This is a genomic window from Cobetia sp. LC6, assembly GCF_030264805.1.
Classification (GTDB): domain Bacteria; phylum Pseudomonadota; class Gammaproteobacteria; order Pseudomonadales; family Halomonadaceae; genus Cobetia.
In genome coordinates, this window is record NZ_JASSPL010000011.1 from 43,299 (window position 1) to 58,633 (window position 15,335).

The 15,335-nt window shown below is 63.7% G+C and carries 12 protein-coding genes; 10 read left to right on the forward strand and 2 right to left on the reverse strand.

Annotation, left to right across the window (positions count from 1 at the left end; all coding sequences use genetic code 11):
- Positions 1-59: 59 nt before the first annotated feature.
- The 5 genes from QQF40_RS13100 (at position 60) to QQF40_RS13120 (ending at position 5,036) form a co-directional block, all read left to right on the forward strand.
- On the forward strand, positions 60-821 hold the full coding sequence (locus QQF40_RS13100) for a TerC family protein (protein WP_043333781.1): 762 nt from the start codon (positions 60-62) through the stop codon (positions 819-821).
- Between the two features lie 554 nt (positions 822-1,375).
- The gene (gene adk, locus QQF40_RS13105; RefSeq protein ID WP_175089108.1) at positions 1,376-2,032 is read left to right on the forward strand and encodes an adenylate kinase; all 657 of its coding nucleotides are present in this window, start codon (positions 1,376-1,378) and stop codon (positions 2,030-2,032) included.
- A gap of 290 nt (positions 2,033-2,322) precedes the next feature.
- On the forward strand, positions 2,323-3,018 hold the full coding sequence (gene tsaB / locus QQF40_RS13110) for a tRNA (adenosine(37)-N6)-threonylcarbamoyltransferase complex dimerization subunit type 1 TsaB (protein WP_285461599.1): 696 nt from the start codon (positions 2,323-2,325) through the stop codon (positions 3,016-3,018).
- A gap of 204 nt (positions 3,019-3,222) precedes the next feature.
- A complete protein-coding gene (locus tag QQF40_RS13115; RefSeq protein WP_285461600.1) occupies positions 3,223-4,041 on the forward strand; it encodes an undecaprenyl-diphosphate phosphatase in 819 nt (272 codons plus the stop codon).
- 296 nt (positions 4,042-4,337) lie between these two features.
- On the forward strand, positions 4,338-5,036 hold the full coding sequence (locus QQF40_RS13120; protein WP_285461629.1) for a class I SAM-dependent methyltransferase: 699 nt from the start codon (positions 4,338-4,340) through the stop codon (positions 5,034-5,036).
- 120 nt (positions 5,037-5,156) lie between these two features.
- On the opposite strand, the gene plsB is transcribed toward QQF40_RS13120, so the two are convergent.
- Positions 5,157-7,769 (reverse strand): glycerol-3-phosphate 1-O-acyltransferase PlsB, encoded by a 2,613-nt coding sequence (plsB, locus tag QQF40_RS13125; protein WP_285461601.1) that lies wholly within the window; start codon positions 7,767-7,769, stop codon positions 5,157-5,159.
- A gap of 289 nt (positions 7,770-8,058) precedes the next feature.
- Between plsB and QQF40_RS13130 the strand changes: the two genes are divergently transcribed.
- Positions 8,059-9,180, forward strand: coding sequence for a phospholipase D-like domain-containing protein (locus QQF40_RS13130; protein ID WP_175089112.1), 1,122 nt, complete (start codon positions 8,059-8,061; stop codon positions 9,178-9,180).
- Between the two features lie 103 nt (positions 9,181-9,283).
- On the opposite strand, the gene QQF40_RS13135 is transcribed toward QQF40_RS13130, so the two are convergent.
- On the reverse strand, positions 9,284-10,012 hold the full coding sequence (locus QQF40_RS13135; RefSeq protein WP_175089113.1) for a YecA/YgfB family protein: 729 nt from the start codon (positions 10,010-10,012) through the stop codon (positions 9,284-9,286).
- A gap of 181 nt (positions 10,013-10,193) precedes the next feature.
- On the opposite strand from QQF40_RS13135, the gene QQF40_RS13140 reads away from it, so the two are divergent.
- The 4 genes from QQF40_RS13140 to QQF40_RS13155 all read left to right on the forward strand — a co-directional run bounded on the left by QQF40_RS13140 (position 10,194) and on the right by QQF40_RS13155 (position 15,218).
- Positions 10,194-10,850 (forward strand): SprT family zinc-dependent metalloprotease, encoded by a 657-nt coding sequence (locus QQF40_RS13140; RefSeq protein ID WP_175089114.1) that lies wholly within the window; start codon positions 10,194-10,196, stop codon positions 10,848-10,850.
- A 276-nt stretch (positions 10,851-11,126) separates the two neighbouring features.
- Positions 11,127-13,073: an acetate--CoA ligase gene (gene acs, locus QQF40_RS13145; RefSeq protein ID WP_175089115.1), complete on the forward strand. Its 1,947-nt coding sequence runs from the start codon at positions 11,127-11,129 to the stop codon at positions 13,071-13,073.
- A 297-nt stretch (positions 13,074-13,370) separates the two neighbouring features.
- Positions 13,371-14,327 (forward strand): DMT family transporter, encoded by a 957-nt coding sequence (locus tag QQF40_RS13150; RefSeq protein ID WP_254627045.1) that lies wholly within the window; start codon positions 13,371-13,373, stop codon positions 14,325-14,327.
- Positions 14,328-14,555: 228 nt separating this feature from the next.
- Positions 14,556-15,218: a response regulator gene (locus QQF40_RS13155; protein WP_043333788.1), complete on the forward strand. Its 663-nt coding sequence runs from the start codon at positions 14,556-14,558 to the stop codon at positions 15,216-15,218.
- Positions 15,219-15,335 lie beyond the last annotated feature (117 nt).

Sequence of the window (15,335 nt, forward strand, 5' to 3'; positions counted from 1 at the left end):
AGCGTGCTGGCACGACCCGGAAAGACGGCCGGTTCTCGCAACACACAAGGAGCAAGACAATGGAATGGTTGATGGACCCTTCGGCATGGGTGGCTCTGGCGACCCTGACCGCGCTCGAGATCGTGCTGGGCATCGACAACATCATCTTCCTGTCGATTCTGGTCGCGCGACTGCCCGAGTCCCAGCGTCAGCGCGGGCGGATGATCGGCCTGGGCCTGGCGATGGGCATGCGTATCGTGCTGTTGATGTCGCTGTCATGGCTGATGTCGCTGACTGCCCCCCTGTTCAGCGTGGCCGACTTCAGCTTCTCTGGACGTGATCTGATTCTGGTCTTCGGGGGCCTGTTCCTGCTCGGCAAGAGCACCCACGAGATCCACGCCAACCTCGAAGGCGAAGACCCCGCCGAAGAGGGAGCGAAGAAGGGCAGCGCCAGCTTCATGGCGATCATGGTCCAGATCGCCTTGATCGATATCGTCTTCTCGCTGGATTCGGTGATCACGGCGGTGGGCATGGTCGATCACCTGATGGTGATGGTCATCGCCATCGTCATCTCGGTGGGCATCATGATGGTGGCTGCCAAGCCCATCGGCGATTTCGTCGATCGTCACCCGACCATCAAGATGCTGGCGCTGTCCTTCCTGATCATGGTCGGCATGATGCTGATGGTCGAAGGCTTCGGTGTTCACGTGCCCAAGGGCTACATCTACGTGGCGATGGCCTTCTCGCTGGCGGTGGAAATGCTCAACATCCGTCTGCGCAGCAAGCGCGCCAAGGCCGTGCGCCTGCGTCGCAGCAGCCAGGCGGAAGACGTGACCGAGTGAGACATTGGCACACCAACGGCTGACATGACTCAGCCTGATCACGCCATGGCGACCGAGCAAGGTGGCCCGGCGTGAGTGGAAAGACGCCCTCTGCGACCGCGTGCCGCATGGGGCGTTTTCGTGTCATGCCAGCCGTGTGTGGCAGGTCGGGAACCGGAGAGGAGGGCGACAGGCCCTCCCGCGCGCCAAAACAGTGCCAAAGGGCGGCATACGCGCCTTTGGTGTGCTTGTGCCGGCGTCGTGTGAACGGTATCGTCAGCTCTACATTGCATGGCGATGACATAATGAGATCATCCGTGCGCGCCGTCGTTTCGCGCAGCATATATTGATCCGCTGCCCATATTCATCCTGGTCATCGATACGCTCGATGCGTTCGGCCCTCATGAGGTAGTCGAGCGTCTCGACGCCGCGAGTTTCGCCGCTTCACCTCGATCATGTCGACGACCAGAGCGCCTTGGATGGCTATCTGCCGCCGAGGGCAAGGTGCACCAGCGCCAGATGACCCTTTACACCCGTTTGATGCTTTTCATTTGCACACTCAAGGAGCAGTACCGATGCGTTTGATCCTGTTGGGCGCCCCCGGCGCCGGCAAGGGCACCCAGGCCCAGTTCATCTGCGAGCGTTTCAACATCCCGCAGATCTCTACCGGAGATATGCTGCGCGCCGCGGTCAAGGCCGGCAGCGAGCTGGGACTCAAGGTCAAGGAGATCATGAATACCGGCGGACTGGTGTCCGACGAGATCATCATCGCCCTGGTCAAGGAGCGCATCAGCCAGCCCGATTGCGAGAATGGCTTCCTCTTTGACGGCTTCCCGCGCACCATTCCGCAGGCTGACGCCATGAAGGAAGCGGGCGTGAAGCTGGACCACGTGGTCGAGATCGCCGTCGCTGACGAAGAGATCGTCAAGCGTCTGTCCGGTCGTCGTGTGCACCCGGATTCCGGTCGCGTCTACCACATCGAGTACAACCCGCCGCGCGAAGAAGGCAAGGACGACGTCACCGGCGAAGCCCTGATCCAGCGTGAAGACGACCGCGAAGCCACCGTGCGCAATCGTCTGTCCGTCTATCACGAGCAGACGGAACCGCTGGTCGAGTACTACTCCAGCTGGTCTGCCATTGGCGATGCCCAGGCACCGGCCTACCACCGCATCGAAGGCGTCGGCTCCGTCGACGACATTCGTGCCCAGCTGGTCAGCGCGCTGGAGCACTGATTGCCTGGTACGCCTCAGGTGGCTCAGCTGGAACAGACCGGCACGCGCTGGTGAAGCCGGCCGCCTGACGAGAAACGCCCGTAGACATTGTCTGCGGGCGTTTTTTTGTTCTTCGCATACTGGCGCGAATCAGGAATGAGGCGTTGCGGCAGGCCGCTTGACGGCGATGGAGCGGGGGTTGCAGCAGGAGTGACGCCCGCGGCCGACACCAGACGTGGACAGCCTGCGTCTTTTGCTGCCCGCGGGGGACGGGTAGAATCGCGTCACATTTTTCTGACGACGAACCGCCCATGACCACGCTTCTGGCCATTGATGCATCCTCTTCCGCCTGTTCCGTTGCCCTGTGGCAAGACGGCGTTGTTACTGCCGAGCGCTGTGAGGCTCCCCGTCAGCACACCCAGCGCATGATGCCGATGATCGAGACGCTGCTGGCCGCCGCCGATCTGACCCTCAATGACCTCGATGCCCTGGCCTATGGCCACGGACCGGGCTCGTTCACCGGGTTGCGCATCGCCGCCGGCACCATCCAGGGACTCGCCTTCGGTCTCGATGTGCCGGTGATCGGCGTCTCGACGCTGGCGGCCCTGTCACTGCAGGCCCACCGCCTGCATCACGCGCGTTTCGTGCTGCCGATGCTGGATGCACGCATGGGCGAGCTCTACACCGGCGCCTATCGCGTCGTGACGCGCGCTGACGGCGAGATCGCAGTCGAGCAGGTGCTACCCGAGCAGGTCTGTGCTCCGGGCCTGCTGGAGCTGCCTGTGGCGCTGCGCGAACACGACTGGCTGGCGGTCGGCTCGGGGCTGGTAATGCACGACGAGCTGCCCCAGAGCGTGCGTGCCAGCCTGGCACTGCAACTTCCCGAGCCGCAACCGGATGCCGAGGCCATGGTGATGCTGGCCGCCCAGGCGTATGCGCGCGGTGAAGCGGTGTCGGCGGTCGAGGCCCAGCCGGTCTATCTGCGCAACGAGGTGGCATGGCGCTGATGGCGCCAGGGATCGCCATCTCGTTGCGTCATCGTGGTTCAGCCAAGGCTGACATAAGGTTCGCGCATCATCATGTCGCGCCCGACACTCGCGGCGCGGCTTGACGCAAAGCGTTGTTCTGTCACTACGGCACGTGCAGTGCCACAGACGATGTCTGTCGTCCGTGTGGGCCATTGAGGCCCGTCTCTCTTAAAAGGATGTTTCATGGAACTCATGCATGTGGTGGCGTTGGCCGTCATCCAAGGTCTGACGGAATTTTTGCCGATTTCCTCCTCCGCCCACCTGATTCTGCCATCCCAGGTGTTCGGCTGGCCGGACCAGGGGTTGGCATTTGATGTTGCGGTACACGTCGGTACCTTGCTGGCCGTGGTGATGGCCTTCCGCAAGGATGTCGCCAATATTCTCGCTGGCTGGTTTGGCCAGTTCAGTGGCGGCGGCACGCTGGCGGCGCGCCAGACCGAAGACAGCCGTCTGGGCTGGGCAGTGTTGCTGGCGACGCTGCCGGCCGTGATCTTCGGCGGCCTGCTGGGCGATGTGGTGGAAACGGCCGGGCGCTCGATCGCGGTGATCGGTACCACCACCATCGTCTTCGGTCTGCTGCTGTGGTGGGCGGACGTCAAGGGCGCACGCACGCGTGACCTGGCGACGCTGACGCTCAAGGGTGCGCTGATCATCGGCCTGTTCCAGGCACTGGCCCTGATTCCCGGTACCTCGCGTTCGGGCATCACCATCACCGCCGCGCTGCTGCTGGGCTTCGAGCGACAGAGCGCCGCGCGCTTCTCCTTCCTGCTGTCGATTCCGCTGATCGTCGCGGCCGGCCTGCTCAAGGGCCTGGAGCTGATCGAGACCGGCAGTGAAGCCCAGTTGTTCGATGTCGCCCTCGGCGTGGTGCTGTCCTTCATCTCCGCGCTGGTGTGCATCAAGCTGTTCCTCAAGGCCATCGACAGCATCGGCATGTTGCCCTTCGTCGTCTACCGTCTGCTGCTGGGCATGATGCTGTTCGGCATGCTGTTGCTGCTGTAAGCCATGCGCGCGATGACGTAAGCTTGTCCCCTGACGGCGTCGCTCTTGCGGCGCCGTCGGCGTTTGTCAGCCTGATCGCATGCCATGCGAGTTTCCCTTTTCCTGCGTTCCCCGTTTATCTTCACCGTTTCTCATAGAGCCCATCCATGCTGCCACCCGAAGACTCCCTTGCTGCCCATGATGCAGCCGCCGATGCCGCTCCCGTGATCGCCATTGCCCGTTCACGGCTGCAGGCGCGCCCGGAGCTCGCCATGCTGGCGGCACATTTCGGTATCGCGCTGCGGGAAGATGACGAGATGCCGGCGCTCAAGCTTGAGGTGGCGCTGGACGAGCAGGGTGCACCGCGCCTGGTGATCGCCGGAGACGAGCGCGAATACGGCAAGCCGCTGTACGTCGATTTCGTCGCCGGTCGCGCCGATCATCGCCGTCGTTTCGGCGGCGGTCGCAACCAGCTGATCGCACGGGCCTGTGGCCTGAATCGAGGCGCACTGCCAAGCATCGTCGATGCCACCGCAGGACTCGGGCGTGATGCCTTCGTGCTGGCGAGTCTCGGGGCACCGGTATTGATGATCGAGCGCGTGGCGGCCACGGCGGCGATTCTGGTCGATGGCCTGACTCGGGCACAGAGCTGCGCAGACGACGAGATTCGCGAGATCGCGCTGCGCATGCAGGCGTTGCACGGCGATGCCACGCGGGAGCTCGGGGAGCTGGTGACGCAGTGGGACCAGCCGCCTCAGGTGGTGCATCTCGACCCGATGTACCCGCACCGTGACAAGTCGGCACTGGTCAAGAAGGAGATGCGTGTCTTCCGCGCCTTGGCCGGTGATGATGCGGACGCCCCGGCGCTGCTCGAGGCGGCGCTGGAGGTCGCGACGCATCGTGTGGTGGTCAAGCGGCCACGCAAGGCCGAGCCGATCGGCGGGCTCGCGCCGAGTCATGTGGTGGAGGAGAAGACCAGTCGCTACGACGTCTATGTGAAGCAGGCGCTGCGCTGATAGCACTGACGCTTGGCGATGGCGTCAGTGATGTAACTGCCTCCGCCAAACGCACAAGCCCCCGCTCGCGATCTGATCGCGGCGGGGGCTTTTTTGCTCCAGGGACCTCGGCCCATCATCTCATTCGCGCTGAGGGGTGGCGTCGGATGCCTTGCGGTCTGCTGATGCAGTTTCGTCAGCGGTCTCGCTGTCGTCGAGGGCTGGATGCTGCTCCTCGACCATGCCTTCCGCCGGGGCGTCGCTCTCGTTCTCGGCCTCGCTGTCGCGCAGTCGCACATGCTGCAGGCGGTGGCGCAGGGCGGGGTCAAACAGGTCACGGCCGTGCACCTGCAGGTCTTCCAGCGCTTCGCCGAAGCATAGCTGGCCGCTCTCCAGCCAGATGAATTCCAGCTCCAGCAGGGTATCGAGCAGGCCGCTGAACAGACGCTTGTCGAAGAACTCCGGTGCATTGAGGCCCGACAGCAGGGTCAGACGTTCGGCCAGGGCGCCGGAATGGCTCTCGAGGGACTCGCGGTCCAGCGTGCCACTGCCGTGCTGCAACAGGGCGGCGATCAACAGATAGCCGCGTTCCAGCGTCGGTTGTACCGGCTGAGCCAGCAGGCGAAGCTGCTCGGAAGGCTCCTGACTGGCCACCGGACGTGACCAGCGCTCCGGGGTGTCGCCAGTCGCCGCTTGATGCTCCAGCAGGCCTTCCTCGCTCATCAGAGCCAGCGTGGCGGCGATATCCGCCTTCAGCTCAGGCGCCTCGGGGACGAACAGCTCGCGCACCAGCAGCGGCCAGGCGGGGCTGATCTGAGCTTCCAGTGCCTCGAGGGTGTACTGGGCCGTATTGCGGAAGGCGAAGGCGATCAGCGCGGGCAGCGCCAGCAGGTGCAGCACGTTGTTGCGATACCAGGTCAGCAGACTGGCCTGCTCCGGGGTGGCGATCACCAGCTCGCCAAGACTCTGTGGACGCAGGGTGATGAGCCCCAGATGCGCGCAGTGGGCGACCCACTCATCCGGCGTGCCCTCGGGCAGGCTGTGGTCATGGCGGCCCGGTAGCTTGTCGGCGAGGCGCACCAGCATCGCCAGCTGGCGTTGCAGCAGGCTGGCCTCGATGGCGTGGTGGGCGGTGGACAGCAGCACCAGCGCCGTCAGCGAGACCGGGTTGAGCGCCGCGGCGGCGTTGATGCGCGTGGCGATTTCATGTCCCAGTTGCGGCACCGCCTGGGTCAGCCATTCTGGGCGGCGCTGATGGCGGCTGGCCTTCCAGCCCGGCGCGGTGTCATCCAGCCATTCGCCCAGCTTGAGCGGCTCGCCGATGTTCAGGTAGACCTTGCCGAAAGGCTGCTTGAGCTGGCCGAGCACGCGGATGAGGTCCAGCGGTGATTCCTTCTTCTTGCTGGCTCCCGACAGCTCGCGCTGATAGCTCAGGCTCTCGAAGACCTTCTCGTAGCCGATATAGACCGGCACGAAGGCCACCTCGCGGCGTGTATCACGCAGGAAGGAGCGCAGGGTCATCGCCAGCATGCCCGGGCGCGGGGGCAACATGCGGCCGGTGCGTGAGCGGCCACCCTCGATGAAGTACTCCAGTGGATGACCGCGGGTGATCAGCTGGTGCACGTACTCGTCGAAGACGGTGGCGTACAGACGATTGTTGCGGAAGCTTCTGCGCAGGAAGAAGGCGCCGCCACGGCGCAGGATCGGGCCGATGATCGGCATGTCGAGGTTCTTGCCTGCGGCGACGTGGGGCGTCATCAGGCCCTCGTGGAACAGCACGTAGGACAGCAACAGGTAGTCGATATGGCTGCGATGACAGGGCACGTAGATCAGCTCGCAGTCGCCGGCGATGGCCTTGACCTGCGACATGCCGCGCACCTCGACGCCGTCGTAGAGCTTGTGCCACAGCCGCTTGAGGGCATGCGCCAGAAAGCGCTGCACCGGATAGCCCATGTTGGAGGCGATCTCGCGACCATACTGCAGGGCGCGTTTTTCCAAGCGTGCCGGCGCTTGATTCTGCTCGCGTGCCAGCTCGCTGATCACGTCCTGCACGGCGGGTGCCTTCTGCAGATTGCGAATCATGGTGTGGCGGTGGGAGAGGTCCGGTCCCAGCAGGCGGGTTCGCACGCGACGGAAGTGCACGCGCAACAGGCGCGAGATGCGGCGATGCGCCAGTGCCGAGTCCTGTGGGCCTTCCCTGAGCGCTTCGTGCAGCTTGAGCGGCTGGCCGAAATGCACATCCACCGAGCGCCCATGGACCAGAATCGCGATGGCACGGCGCAGCACGCCCGTCACCCGCCAGCTATCGGCGGAGATGAACTTCCAGAAGCCGAATTCCTTGCCCGGTGCACGCCCCCAGAACACGCTGACCGGCACCAGCTGCACCTCGACATCACTCGGGGCGTCTTCCAGCGCGGCGATCAACTTGGCCAGTCGACGTGACAGCAGGCTCCTGTCGCTGCGCGAGCGCCGTAACAGGCGGAGACGAGAGTGGCTCAGGCGCAGGTCGCCTATGCTCAGAGACAGTGTCGGAGAGGGCAGGCCGCGTGCCTCGCACAGCTGCTCGACCACCAGCTCGTCGGACAATGCCTGGTATGGGAAGACGTAGACCACCGGCAGCGCCGGGTCGAGGTTCAAGGCGCTGTGGTCCAACGCATTGATGTCGGGCTCCACCGCGCGCATTTCCACCCACTTGTCCAGCAGACGGCGACTGACATTGCGCAACGGGCGCAGGACTAAGGTGACTGGCGACATGGTGAGGCTCTCGCAGGTGTGGACAAGGACGGACTACCGGAAACGACAATCTGTCGGCGTTCACGAATAAAGCATCGGGTCGATGAATCAGGGTTGAAGGCGACGTTTTCATGGTCTGGCTGGTAGCGCTCAGCGCGAGCATGATATTGAGCATTATACGCATTCTATCCGTGGACGCCGTGGCAGGGCTCTGTGATGACAGAGCGCACAGTGCCAGCATCTGGCGGTGCATCGTCATGGGCATCGTCATCGGTATCGTGCCGTGCAGGGAAATGACGGGAGGCAAGGCATGCTGGGAATGTGGCGATCAGGCAATCGATTCACCTTGCTGCCGGAAGGCGCGCGTTTTCTGCCCAGCATGCTGGAGGCGGTGGAAACCGCGCGCCATTCCATCCTGCTGGAGCTGTATCTGGCCGAGAGCGGCCACCTCAGTCGTGTACTGATCGATGCTCTGTGTGGCGCGCGCCGCCGCGGCGTGACGGTGCTGGTGCTGCTGGATGGCTTTGGCTCGCTGGGCCTTGAGGAGGCTGACCGTCAGCGCATGATCGAGGCGGATATCCAGCTCAGGATCTACAACCCGCTTTCCTGGTGGCGACTGGGGCGCAACCTGACACGGGACCATCGCAAGCTTTTGGTGGTCGATGGAGAGGTGGGCTTTACCGGCGGCTTCGGGGCGGTGGATGTCTTCGCCGAGGCCTGGTCGGAAGTCGCGATACGCATCGAGGGGCCGTGCATCAGTGACTGGGTGCGCCTGTTCGCACGCGTGTGGGACTCCGCGGCCAGTCGTGGCCATGGCAGTCGGCTGGCGGTACGCAGCATCAATGTGCGTGCGGGCCGGGTCGAGGGCTATCTGGGCATGCGTGGGCGGGTGGTCTGGGGGCATGGTTTCCGCTATCAGGCCATCCGTCATTCCCTGCAGCACCAGGCCAGTAGCTCACGCAAGCGGCTGTGGGTCTGCACGCCATACTTCGTGCCGACCTTCAGCATGCGGCGGCGTCTCAAGCGCGCGGCGCGCCGGGGTGTCGATGTCCGGTTGCTGATCGCCGGTCAGCATCATGATCACCCGGGCGTGCGCTCGGCGGGGCAGCGCTTCTATGCCGGGCTGCTCAAGGCGGGCGTGCGTATCCATGAATTCCAGCCACGCTTTCTGCACGCCAAGTTCTCGCTGGCGGATGACTGGGTGACGCTGGGATCGTGCAACTTCGATCATTGGAGCCTGCAGTGGAATCTGGAGGCCAATCAGGAGGTGCAGGACCATCGCTTCGCCGCCGACGTCGCCACGCTGTTCGAGCATCATTTCGCTCACAGCGTCGAGATCACCCAGGCCGCCTGGCAGCGTCGGCCGCTGATGCAGCGCTGTCGCGAGTGGGGGTATGGCACCCTGGATAGCCTGGTGACGCGGCTACGCTGAGAGGCGCACACGGCCTGGTGAAACGACAACGCCGGATGACCCATGAGGTCGCCCGGCGTTGTCGTTTTCAAGGCTGCATGGCGTTAAGAGCGCCATGGCAGGCTCAGCGCTTCTTGCCGCTGCCCTTGCCGCCGCTCTTGTTGCCACCCTTGCCACTGCCCTTGTTGCCGGCATGCTTGCTGCGCGGAATGCCGGCCGCACCCGGTGCGGCGGACCCCTTGCGACGCGGCGACGGCTTGGGGCTCTCCGGCGGGACACGGTAGAGCAGGTAGAGATCCAGCAGCAGTTCCGGCAGCTGGTTGACGAAGCGCTGGGCACCGATCGGGTCGGCGATCAGCTCACCGATCTCCGGGTCTTCATCCTCGAAGACGCCAGAGATGGCCATGAATGGCAGCAGCAGTTCGGCGGCAGTCTCTTCCTGGGTACCGAACCAGGCCTCCTCGTCCATGAACACGCCTTCCATGAAGCCGGCACACCAGTCTCCGATCGGCGTCTCGACCGGGTCGGCACCGCCCAGCTCCAGCTCGAACAGCAGTTCCGGCAGCACGCCGTGCTCTAGGGCATCGATGGCGTTGGCGCGCATCTGCTCGAACAGGGAGACGACTTCCGCTTCCTGCTGCGGGCTTTCATAGCTTGGCTGCCCCTGGAAGAGTTCCGGCAGCCACAGGCTGGAGGGCACTTCGCGCGGCGCGATGGCCAGTGCCAGCATGAAGCCATGCGCACTGATGATATCGAGAGCTTCCGGGCCGACGATGTCGGACTCGAGGAATTCGTCGAGGATGTCGAGGGATTCATCATCCAGCAGCGGCTGGGTCTGGACAGGCTCGGCCATGGGGGAGTCTCGCGTGCGATAAGGGGAGAAGTCGAACAGTGCCGCCTGGCTACCAGGGTGAATCAAGGGGAACCGGGCAGGCGTGAATGGCGCTAGTGTATCATTTCACGCCCCGAGGAGTGGTACGCTCGCTCATCATCAGCTCATCCGTTCCTTCGCTCTGCTGTCTGGTCTTCGTGTCATGTCATCATCCACTCGTCGTGTCGTCAGTCGTCACCGCTTTCCGCCCGACCATGCTCTGGCCTGCCTGGGGGAGGCCCCCGCCACGCCGCTGCCGCTGGCCGATGCCGCCGCGCTCGAGGCGCTGACGGCACCTGCCCTGCACGCGACGCTGGAGGCGCAGGTGCTGGCATGTCTGGCACGGGCGCGCGCCCTGTTCCCAGAGCTGCGGATGCCGTCAGTCTCCTGCCGCCTCAAGGGGCGCACGGCGGGCACGGCGGATTCGGCGCGCCAGCGGCTGCGCTTCAATTGGCAACTGCTCAGCGAGAATCGCCATCACTTCCTCAGTCAGACCGTCCCTCACGAGGTCGCTCACTGGGTGGTGATGGAGGTGGTCGAGCGCGCCGGCAAGACGCGCGTCAAACCCCATGGCCCCGAGTGGCAGCAGGTGATGACCAATCTCTACGGCGTCCCGCCGGAGGTGACGCATCGCATGGATGTCTCGACTGCCAGCCCGACGCCCTGGGCCTATGGCTGTGGCTGCGATACCGCGCACCATTTCAGCTCGCGACGCCACGCCAATGCCCAGCGCGGACATCGCTATCGCTGTCGGCGCTGTGGCCAGGAGTTGAGCGGGCCCTTGAATGACCCGGCGCGCAATGCGTCGATTGCGCGTTGAGGCGCTTTTCGCTCGCCAGCATGTCATTGCAAAGTGCGAGTCGTGTCAGAAGGTGTCTTTTCAGGCGGTTTCTGTCCTCCGAACGTCGCTGTGACCTTGGTGTAATTTGTTGATAAACAGTTGAAATAATTAGTAAAAATTTATCTACCAAGGTCTAGTGTGTGGCCCCCCCATGCTTGGGTTTAAGCTGAAATGGACTTGCCTCGGCTCGCCTGCGCTTCACGCATGCCGCGTGGGACAGCGAGTCGCCAGCCAATCCGTCAGAGGTCACGCCACATGAGCGAACATGCCAAGGTTCATCCGGTCACTCCCGATGCCGCCGCCCACGCCTGGGCAGACCGCGAGCGCTATCAGGCCATGTATCAGCAGTCCGTCGAGGCACCGGAGACATTCTGGGCCGAGCAGGCCCAGTCACTGGACTGGTTCGATGCGCCCTCGGTGATCCGCAATACCAACTTCGGTCCCGGTGACGTCGATGTGCGCTGGTTCGAGGATGGCAAGCTCAACGTGGCGCACAACTGCCTCGATCGCCACCTCGCCGAACGTGGCGATCAGGTCGCCATCATCTGGGAGGGGGACGACCCGAACGAGTCCCAGTCGATCACCTATCGCGAGCTGCACGCGCGTGTCAGCCAGTTTGCCAATGGCCTCAAGGAGTTGGGAGTCAAGCGGGGCGATGTGGTCACGCTGTACATGCCGATGATTCCCGAAGCCGCGATGGCGATGCTGGCCTGTACGCGCATCGGTGCCGTGCATTCGGTGGTGTTCGGTGGCTTCTCGCCGGACGCACTGGCGGGACGTATCGTCGATTCCAGCTCGCGCATCGTGATCACCGCCGATGAGTCACTGCGGGGTGGCAAGCGCGTACCGCTCAAGGAAAACGTCGATGAGGCGCTGGAGCGTGATGGCACCGACTGTGTCGACCACGTGCTGGTGGTGCGGCGTACCGGCGGTGAGGTGAACTGGGGCAGCCGCGATGCCTGGTTCCATGAGCTGGTAGACCGTCAGTCCAGTGACTGTCCGGCCGAGGCGATGGGCGCGGAAGACCCGCTGTTCATTCTCTACACCTCCGGTTCCACCGGCACGCCCAAGGGCCTGAAGCACACCACGGGCGGCTACCTGCTCTATGCCGCGATGACCCACCGCTACGTGTTCGATTACCACGACGGTGATATCTACTGGTGCACGGCGGATGTCGGCTGGGTGACCGGCCACAGCTACATCGTCTATGGACCGCTGGCCAATGGCGCGACCACGCTGATGTTCGAGGGTGTGCCCAGCTATCCGACCCACGGGCGCATCGGCGAGATCGTCGACAAGCACCAGGTCAACATTCTCTATACCGCCCCGACCGCCGTGCGTGCGCTGATGGCACACGGTGACAGCGTGATGGACTCAAGCTCGCGCACGAGCCTGCGGCTGCTCGGCTCGGTGGGAGAGCCGATCAACCCCGAGGCCTGGGAGTGGTTCCACCGCGTGATCGGCAATGGCAATTGCCCGCTGGTGGACACCTGGTGGCAGACCGAGACCGGCGGCATCATGATCGCGCCGCTGCCGGGCGCGACCGATCTCAAGCCGGGTTCCGCCACGCTGCCGTTCTTCGGTGTGCAGCCGGCGCTTGTCGACAACGAGGGCAACATTCTCGAGGGTGCGACCGAAGGCAATCTGGTGATTCTCGACAGCTGGCCGGGGCAGGCGCGTTCCATCTGGGGCAATCACGAACGCTACGTGCAGACCTACTTCTCCACCTATGCCGGCATGTACTTCACCGGTGACGGCTGTCGTCGCGACGAGGATGGCTACTACTGGATCACCGGGCGCGTCGATGATGTGCTCAACGTCTCTGGCCACCGCATGGGCACCGCCGAGATCGAGTCCTCGCTGGTGGCGCATGAGGCGGTCGCCGAGGCCGCCGTGGTCGGCTATCCCCATGACATCAAGGGTCAGGGCATCTACATCTACGTGACGCTCAATGATGGCATCGAAGCCAGTGATGAGCTCAAGAAGACGCTGACCCAGTGGGTGCGCAAGGACATCGGCCCGATCGCCTCGCCGGACGTCATCCAGTGGGCACCGGGGCTGCCCAAGACGCGTTCCGGCAAGATCATGCGCCGTATCCTCAGGAAGATCGCCGCCAACGAGACCGACGGCCTCGGCGATACCTCGACACTGGCGGACCCGTCAGTGGTGGATGACCTGATCGAGCAGCGCGCCAACCGCTGAACGCGGCGAGTGACGGTCGTCGCGGCCTGACAAGACACGCAGCGACAGCAAAGCGCGGGAGCCTGGCTCCCGCGTTTTTTTGCGTCTGTCTGTGGGCATCTATCGAATCACTTTCCTCTATCGGTTCACTTTCATTGCCCGCGCTTTTGCGCAGTGCGAGACGTGAAAGGTTGGCCATCGAGGAGGTACTGGCTTGATAATGATGTGGCAGCGCATGTGTCAGCGAACTCTGCTCGCACCCTCTGTTTGCGCCTCGCTGCGCATTTCCCCAATCAATTCAAGATCAAGGCCGCCCCCATGTCAGCAGGCAAGTCGGATGCATCCTGCCCCGCCTCTCAGCCAGCCAGTCCCCCTTCCGCGTCGTCGTCCAATGAGGGTGAGAATCGTCCTCGCGCCGTCATCCTGATGTGCCTGTCGGCGATCTCGTTCGCGCTGATGGGGGCGATGGTCAAGCTGAGTGGCGACCTGCCGTTGTTCGAGAAGGTCTTCGTGCGCAACCTGGTCAGTCTCGGCGTGGCGGTGGTGATGGTGCGCATGGCGGGCGCGCGTCTGCTGGGCCACTGGCATCACCAGCCGATGTTGATGGCGCGGTCACTGATCGGGCTTGGCGGCGTGATGAGCTTCTTCTACGCCATCGATCATCTTCTGCTGGCAGATGCGACTATTCTGAATAAGCTATCACCGTTCTTCGTCAGCCTGTTCGCCGGCCTCTTCCTGGCCGAGCGTCTCGGCGGCTGGCGGCTGGTCGGCATGCTGGTCGCCTTCTCTGGCGCGGCGCTGGTCATCAAGCCGCAACTGGCATTTGCCGAGGGTGGGGTGGAGGCGTTGTTGCCCGCCATGGTCGGGCTGGGTTCGGCAATGCTGGCGGGGGCGGCCTATACGCTCATCCGTGCGATGAGAGGGCGCGAGGCCTCGGCGACCATCGTGCTGCATTTCTCGCTGGTCTCCAGTGTGGTGACATTGGTGCCGATGTTGATGAATCCGGTGATGCCGAGCGGCCCTCAGGCGCTGGCCTTGCTGGGCATCGGCGTCTTTGCGGCCGGCGGTCAGATTCTGATGACCACGGCCTATCGCCTCGCACCGGCGGGGGAAGTGTCGATCTATTCCTATCTGACCATCGTGTTTTCGGCACTGGCGGGCTGGGCCATCTGGGGGGAGGTGCCGGATATCGCCAGTCTGATCGGCTTTGTGCTGATTGCCGGTGTCGCATTGATCGGCTGGCATGCCAGTCGCGTTGCGGGTAGGGTTGTCTGACTCACCATCCCCAGGATGCTGTCAGAATCAGCGCACGGATTGTTCGCTCGCCGGGCATCAATCCGTGCGATACTCGTGTTCCCCGAGCGAAACATCAGTGCATCTTCCGATGGTGGGCTGCTTTGTTAAACGCGCGTTTTATGGGGTAACATGCCAGAAAATAACGGCGATTGTTGACCGGCCAGGAAGGTCGGTGATGATCACCATCGGGGTTTTGGAGGAGACTCAATGGCCTTTGCCCAGAAGTTCATCGTTGCAGACGATCACCCGCTCTTTCGTGCCGCACTGACCCAGGCGCTTAGACAAGTCGCCTCTCAGGCAGAGATCGTCGAGGCTGACAGCATGGAAGCGACCAACGAAGTCGTTGCCCGCCATCCCGATGCCGACCTGATCCTGTTGGACCTGCACATGCCGGGAGCCCACGGCTTCTCCGGTCTGATCCAGTTGCGTGGCCAGACACCGGACATCCCGGTGGCGGTCGTGTCCGGTAGCGAGGAGCCCTACGTGGTGCGCCGCGCCATCGATTATGGCGCCTCCGGCTTCATCCCCAAGTCCGCCAGCCTCGACGTCATCGCCGAAGCCATCGGCGAGATCCTCGAAGGCGAGGTCTGGCTGCCGACGGACATCGCCGAGGCCATGGGCGAGTCTTCCGAGGATGAATCGCGCTTCGCCGAGGCGATCGCGTCACTGACGCCGCAGCAGTTCCGCGTGCTCAACATGCTGACGGAAGGTCTGCTCAACAAGCAGATCGCCTATGAGCTGAATGTGTCCGAGGCCACCATCAAGGCCCACGTGACCGCGATTCTGCGCAAGCTGGGCGTGCATTCGCGCACCCAGGCCGTCATCGCGGCCCAGCGTCTGGAAGTCGAGCCGCCGAAAGTCCGCTCCTGATCCTGCGTCAGCGCTTGAGCTGAGGCTCTCCTCGAGAGTCGCGCCTTCAAGCCACAAAAAGCCCGCCCTGTCGCTGACAGGGCGGGCTTTTTGCTTCTACTAGGTCTAAAGAGCGAC

Coding starts and splice junctions, on each gene's coding strand:
- QQF40_RS13100 (WP_043333781.1), top strand. CDS start 60: ATGGAATGGTTGATGGACCCTTCGGCATGGGTGGCTCTGGCGACCCTG.
- adk (WP_175089108.1), top strand. CDS start 1,376: ATGCGTTTGATCCTGTTGGGCGCCCCCGGCGCCGGCAAGGGCACCCAG.
- tsaB (WP_285461599.1), top strand. CDS start 2,323: ATGACCACGCTTCTGGCCATTGATGCATCCTCTTCCGCCTGTTCCGTT.
- QQF40_RS13115 (WP_285461600.1), top strand. CDS start 3,223: ATGGAACTCATGCATGTGGTGGCGTTGGCCGTCATCCAAGGTCTGACG.
- QQF40_RS13120 (WP_285461629.1), top strand. CDS start 4,338: ATGCCGGCGCTCAAGCTTGAGGTGGCGCTGGACGAGCAGGGTGCACCG.
- plsB (WP_285461601.1), bottom strand. CDS start 7,769: ATGTCGCCAGTCACCTTAGTCCTGCGCCCGTTGCGCAATGTCAGTCGC.
- QQF40_RS13130 (WP_175089112.1), top strand. CDS start 8,059: ATGCTGGGAATGTGGCGATCAGGCAATCGATTCACCTTGCTGCCGGAA.
- QQF40_RS13135 (WP_175089113.1), bottom strand. CDS start 10,012: ATGGCCGAGCCTGTCCAGACCCAGCCGCTGCTGGATGATGAATCCCTC.
- QQF40_RS13140 (WP_175089114.1), top strand. CDS start 10,194: ATGTCATCATCCACTCGTCGTGTCGTCAGTCGTCACCGCTTTCCGCCC.
- acs (WP_175089115.1), top strand. CDS start 11,127: ATGAGCGAACATGCCAAGGTTCATCCGGTCACTCCCGATGCCGCCGCC.
- QQF40_RS13150 (WP_254627045.1), top strand. CDS start 13,371: ATGTCAGCAGGCAAGTCGGATGCATCCTGCCCCGCCTCTCAGCCAGCC.
- QQF40_RS13155 (WP_043333788.1), top strand. CDS start 14,556: ATGGCCTTTGCCCAGAAGTTCATCGTTGCAGACGATCACCCGCTCTTT.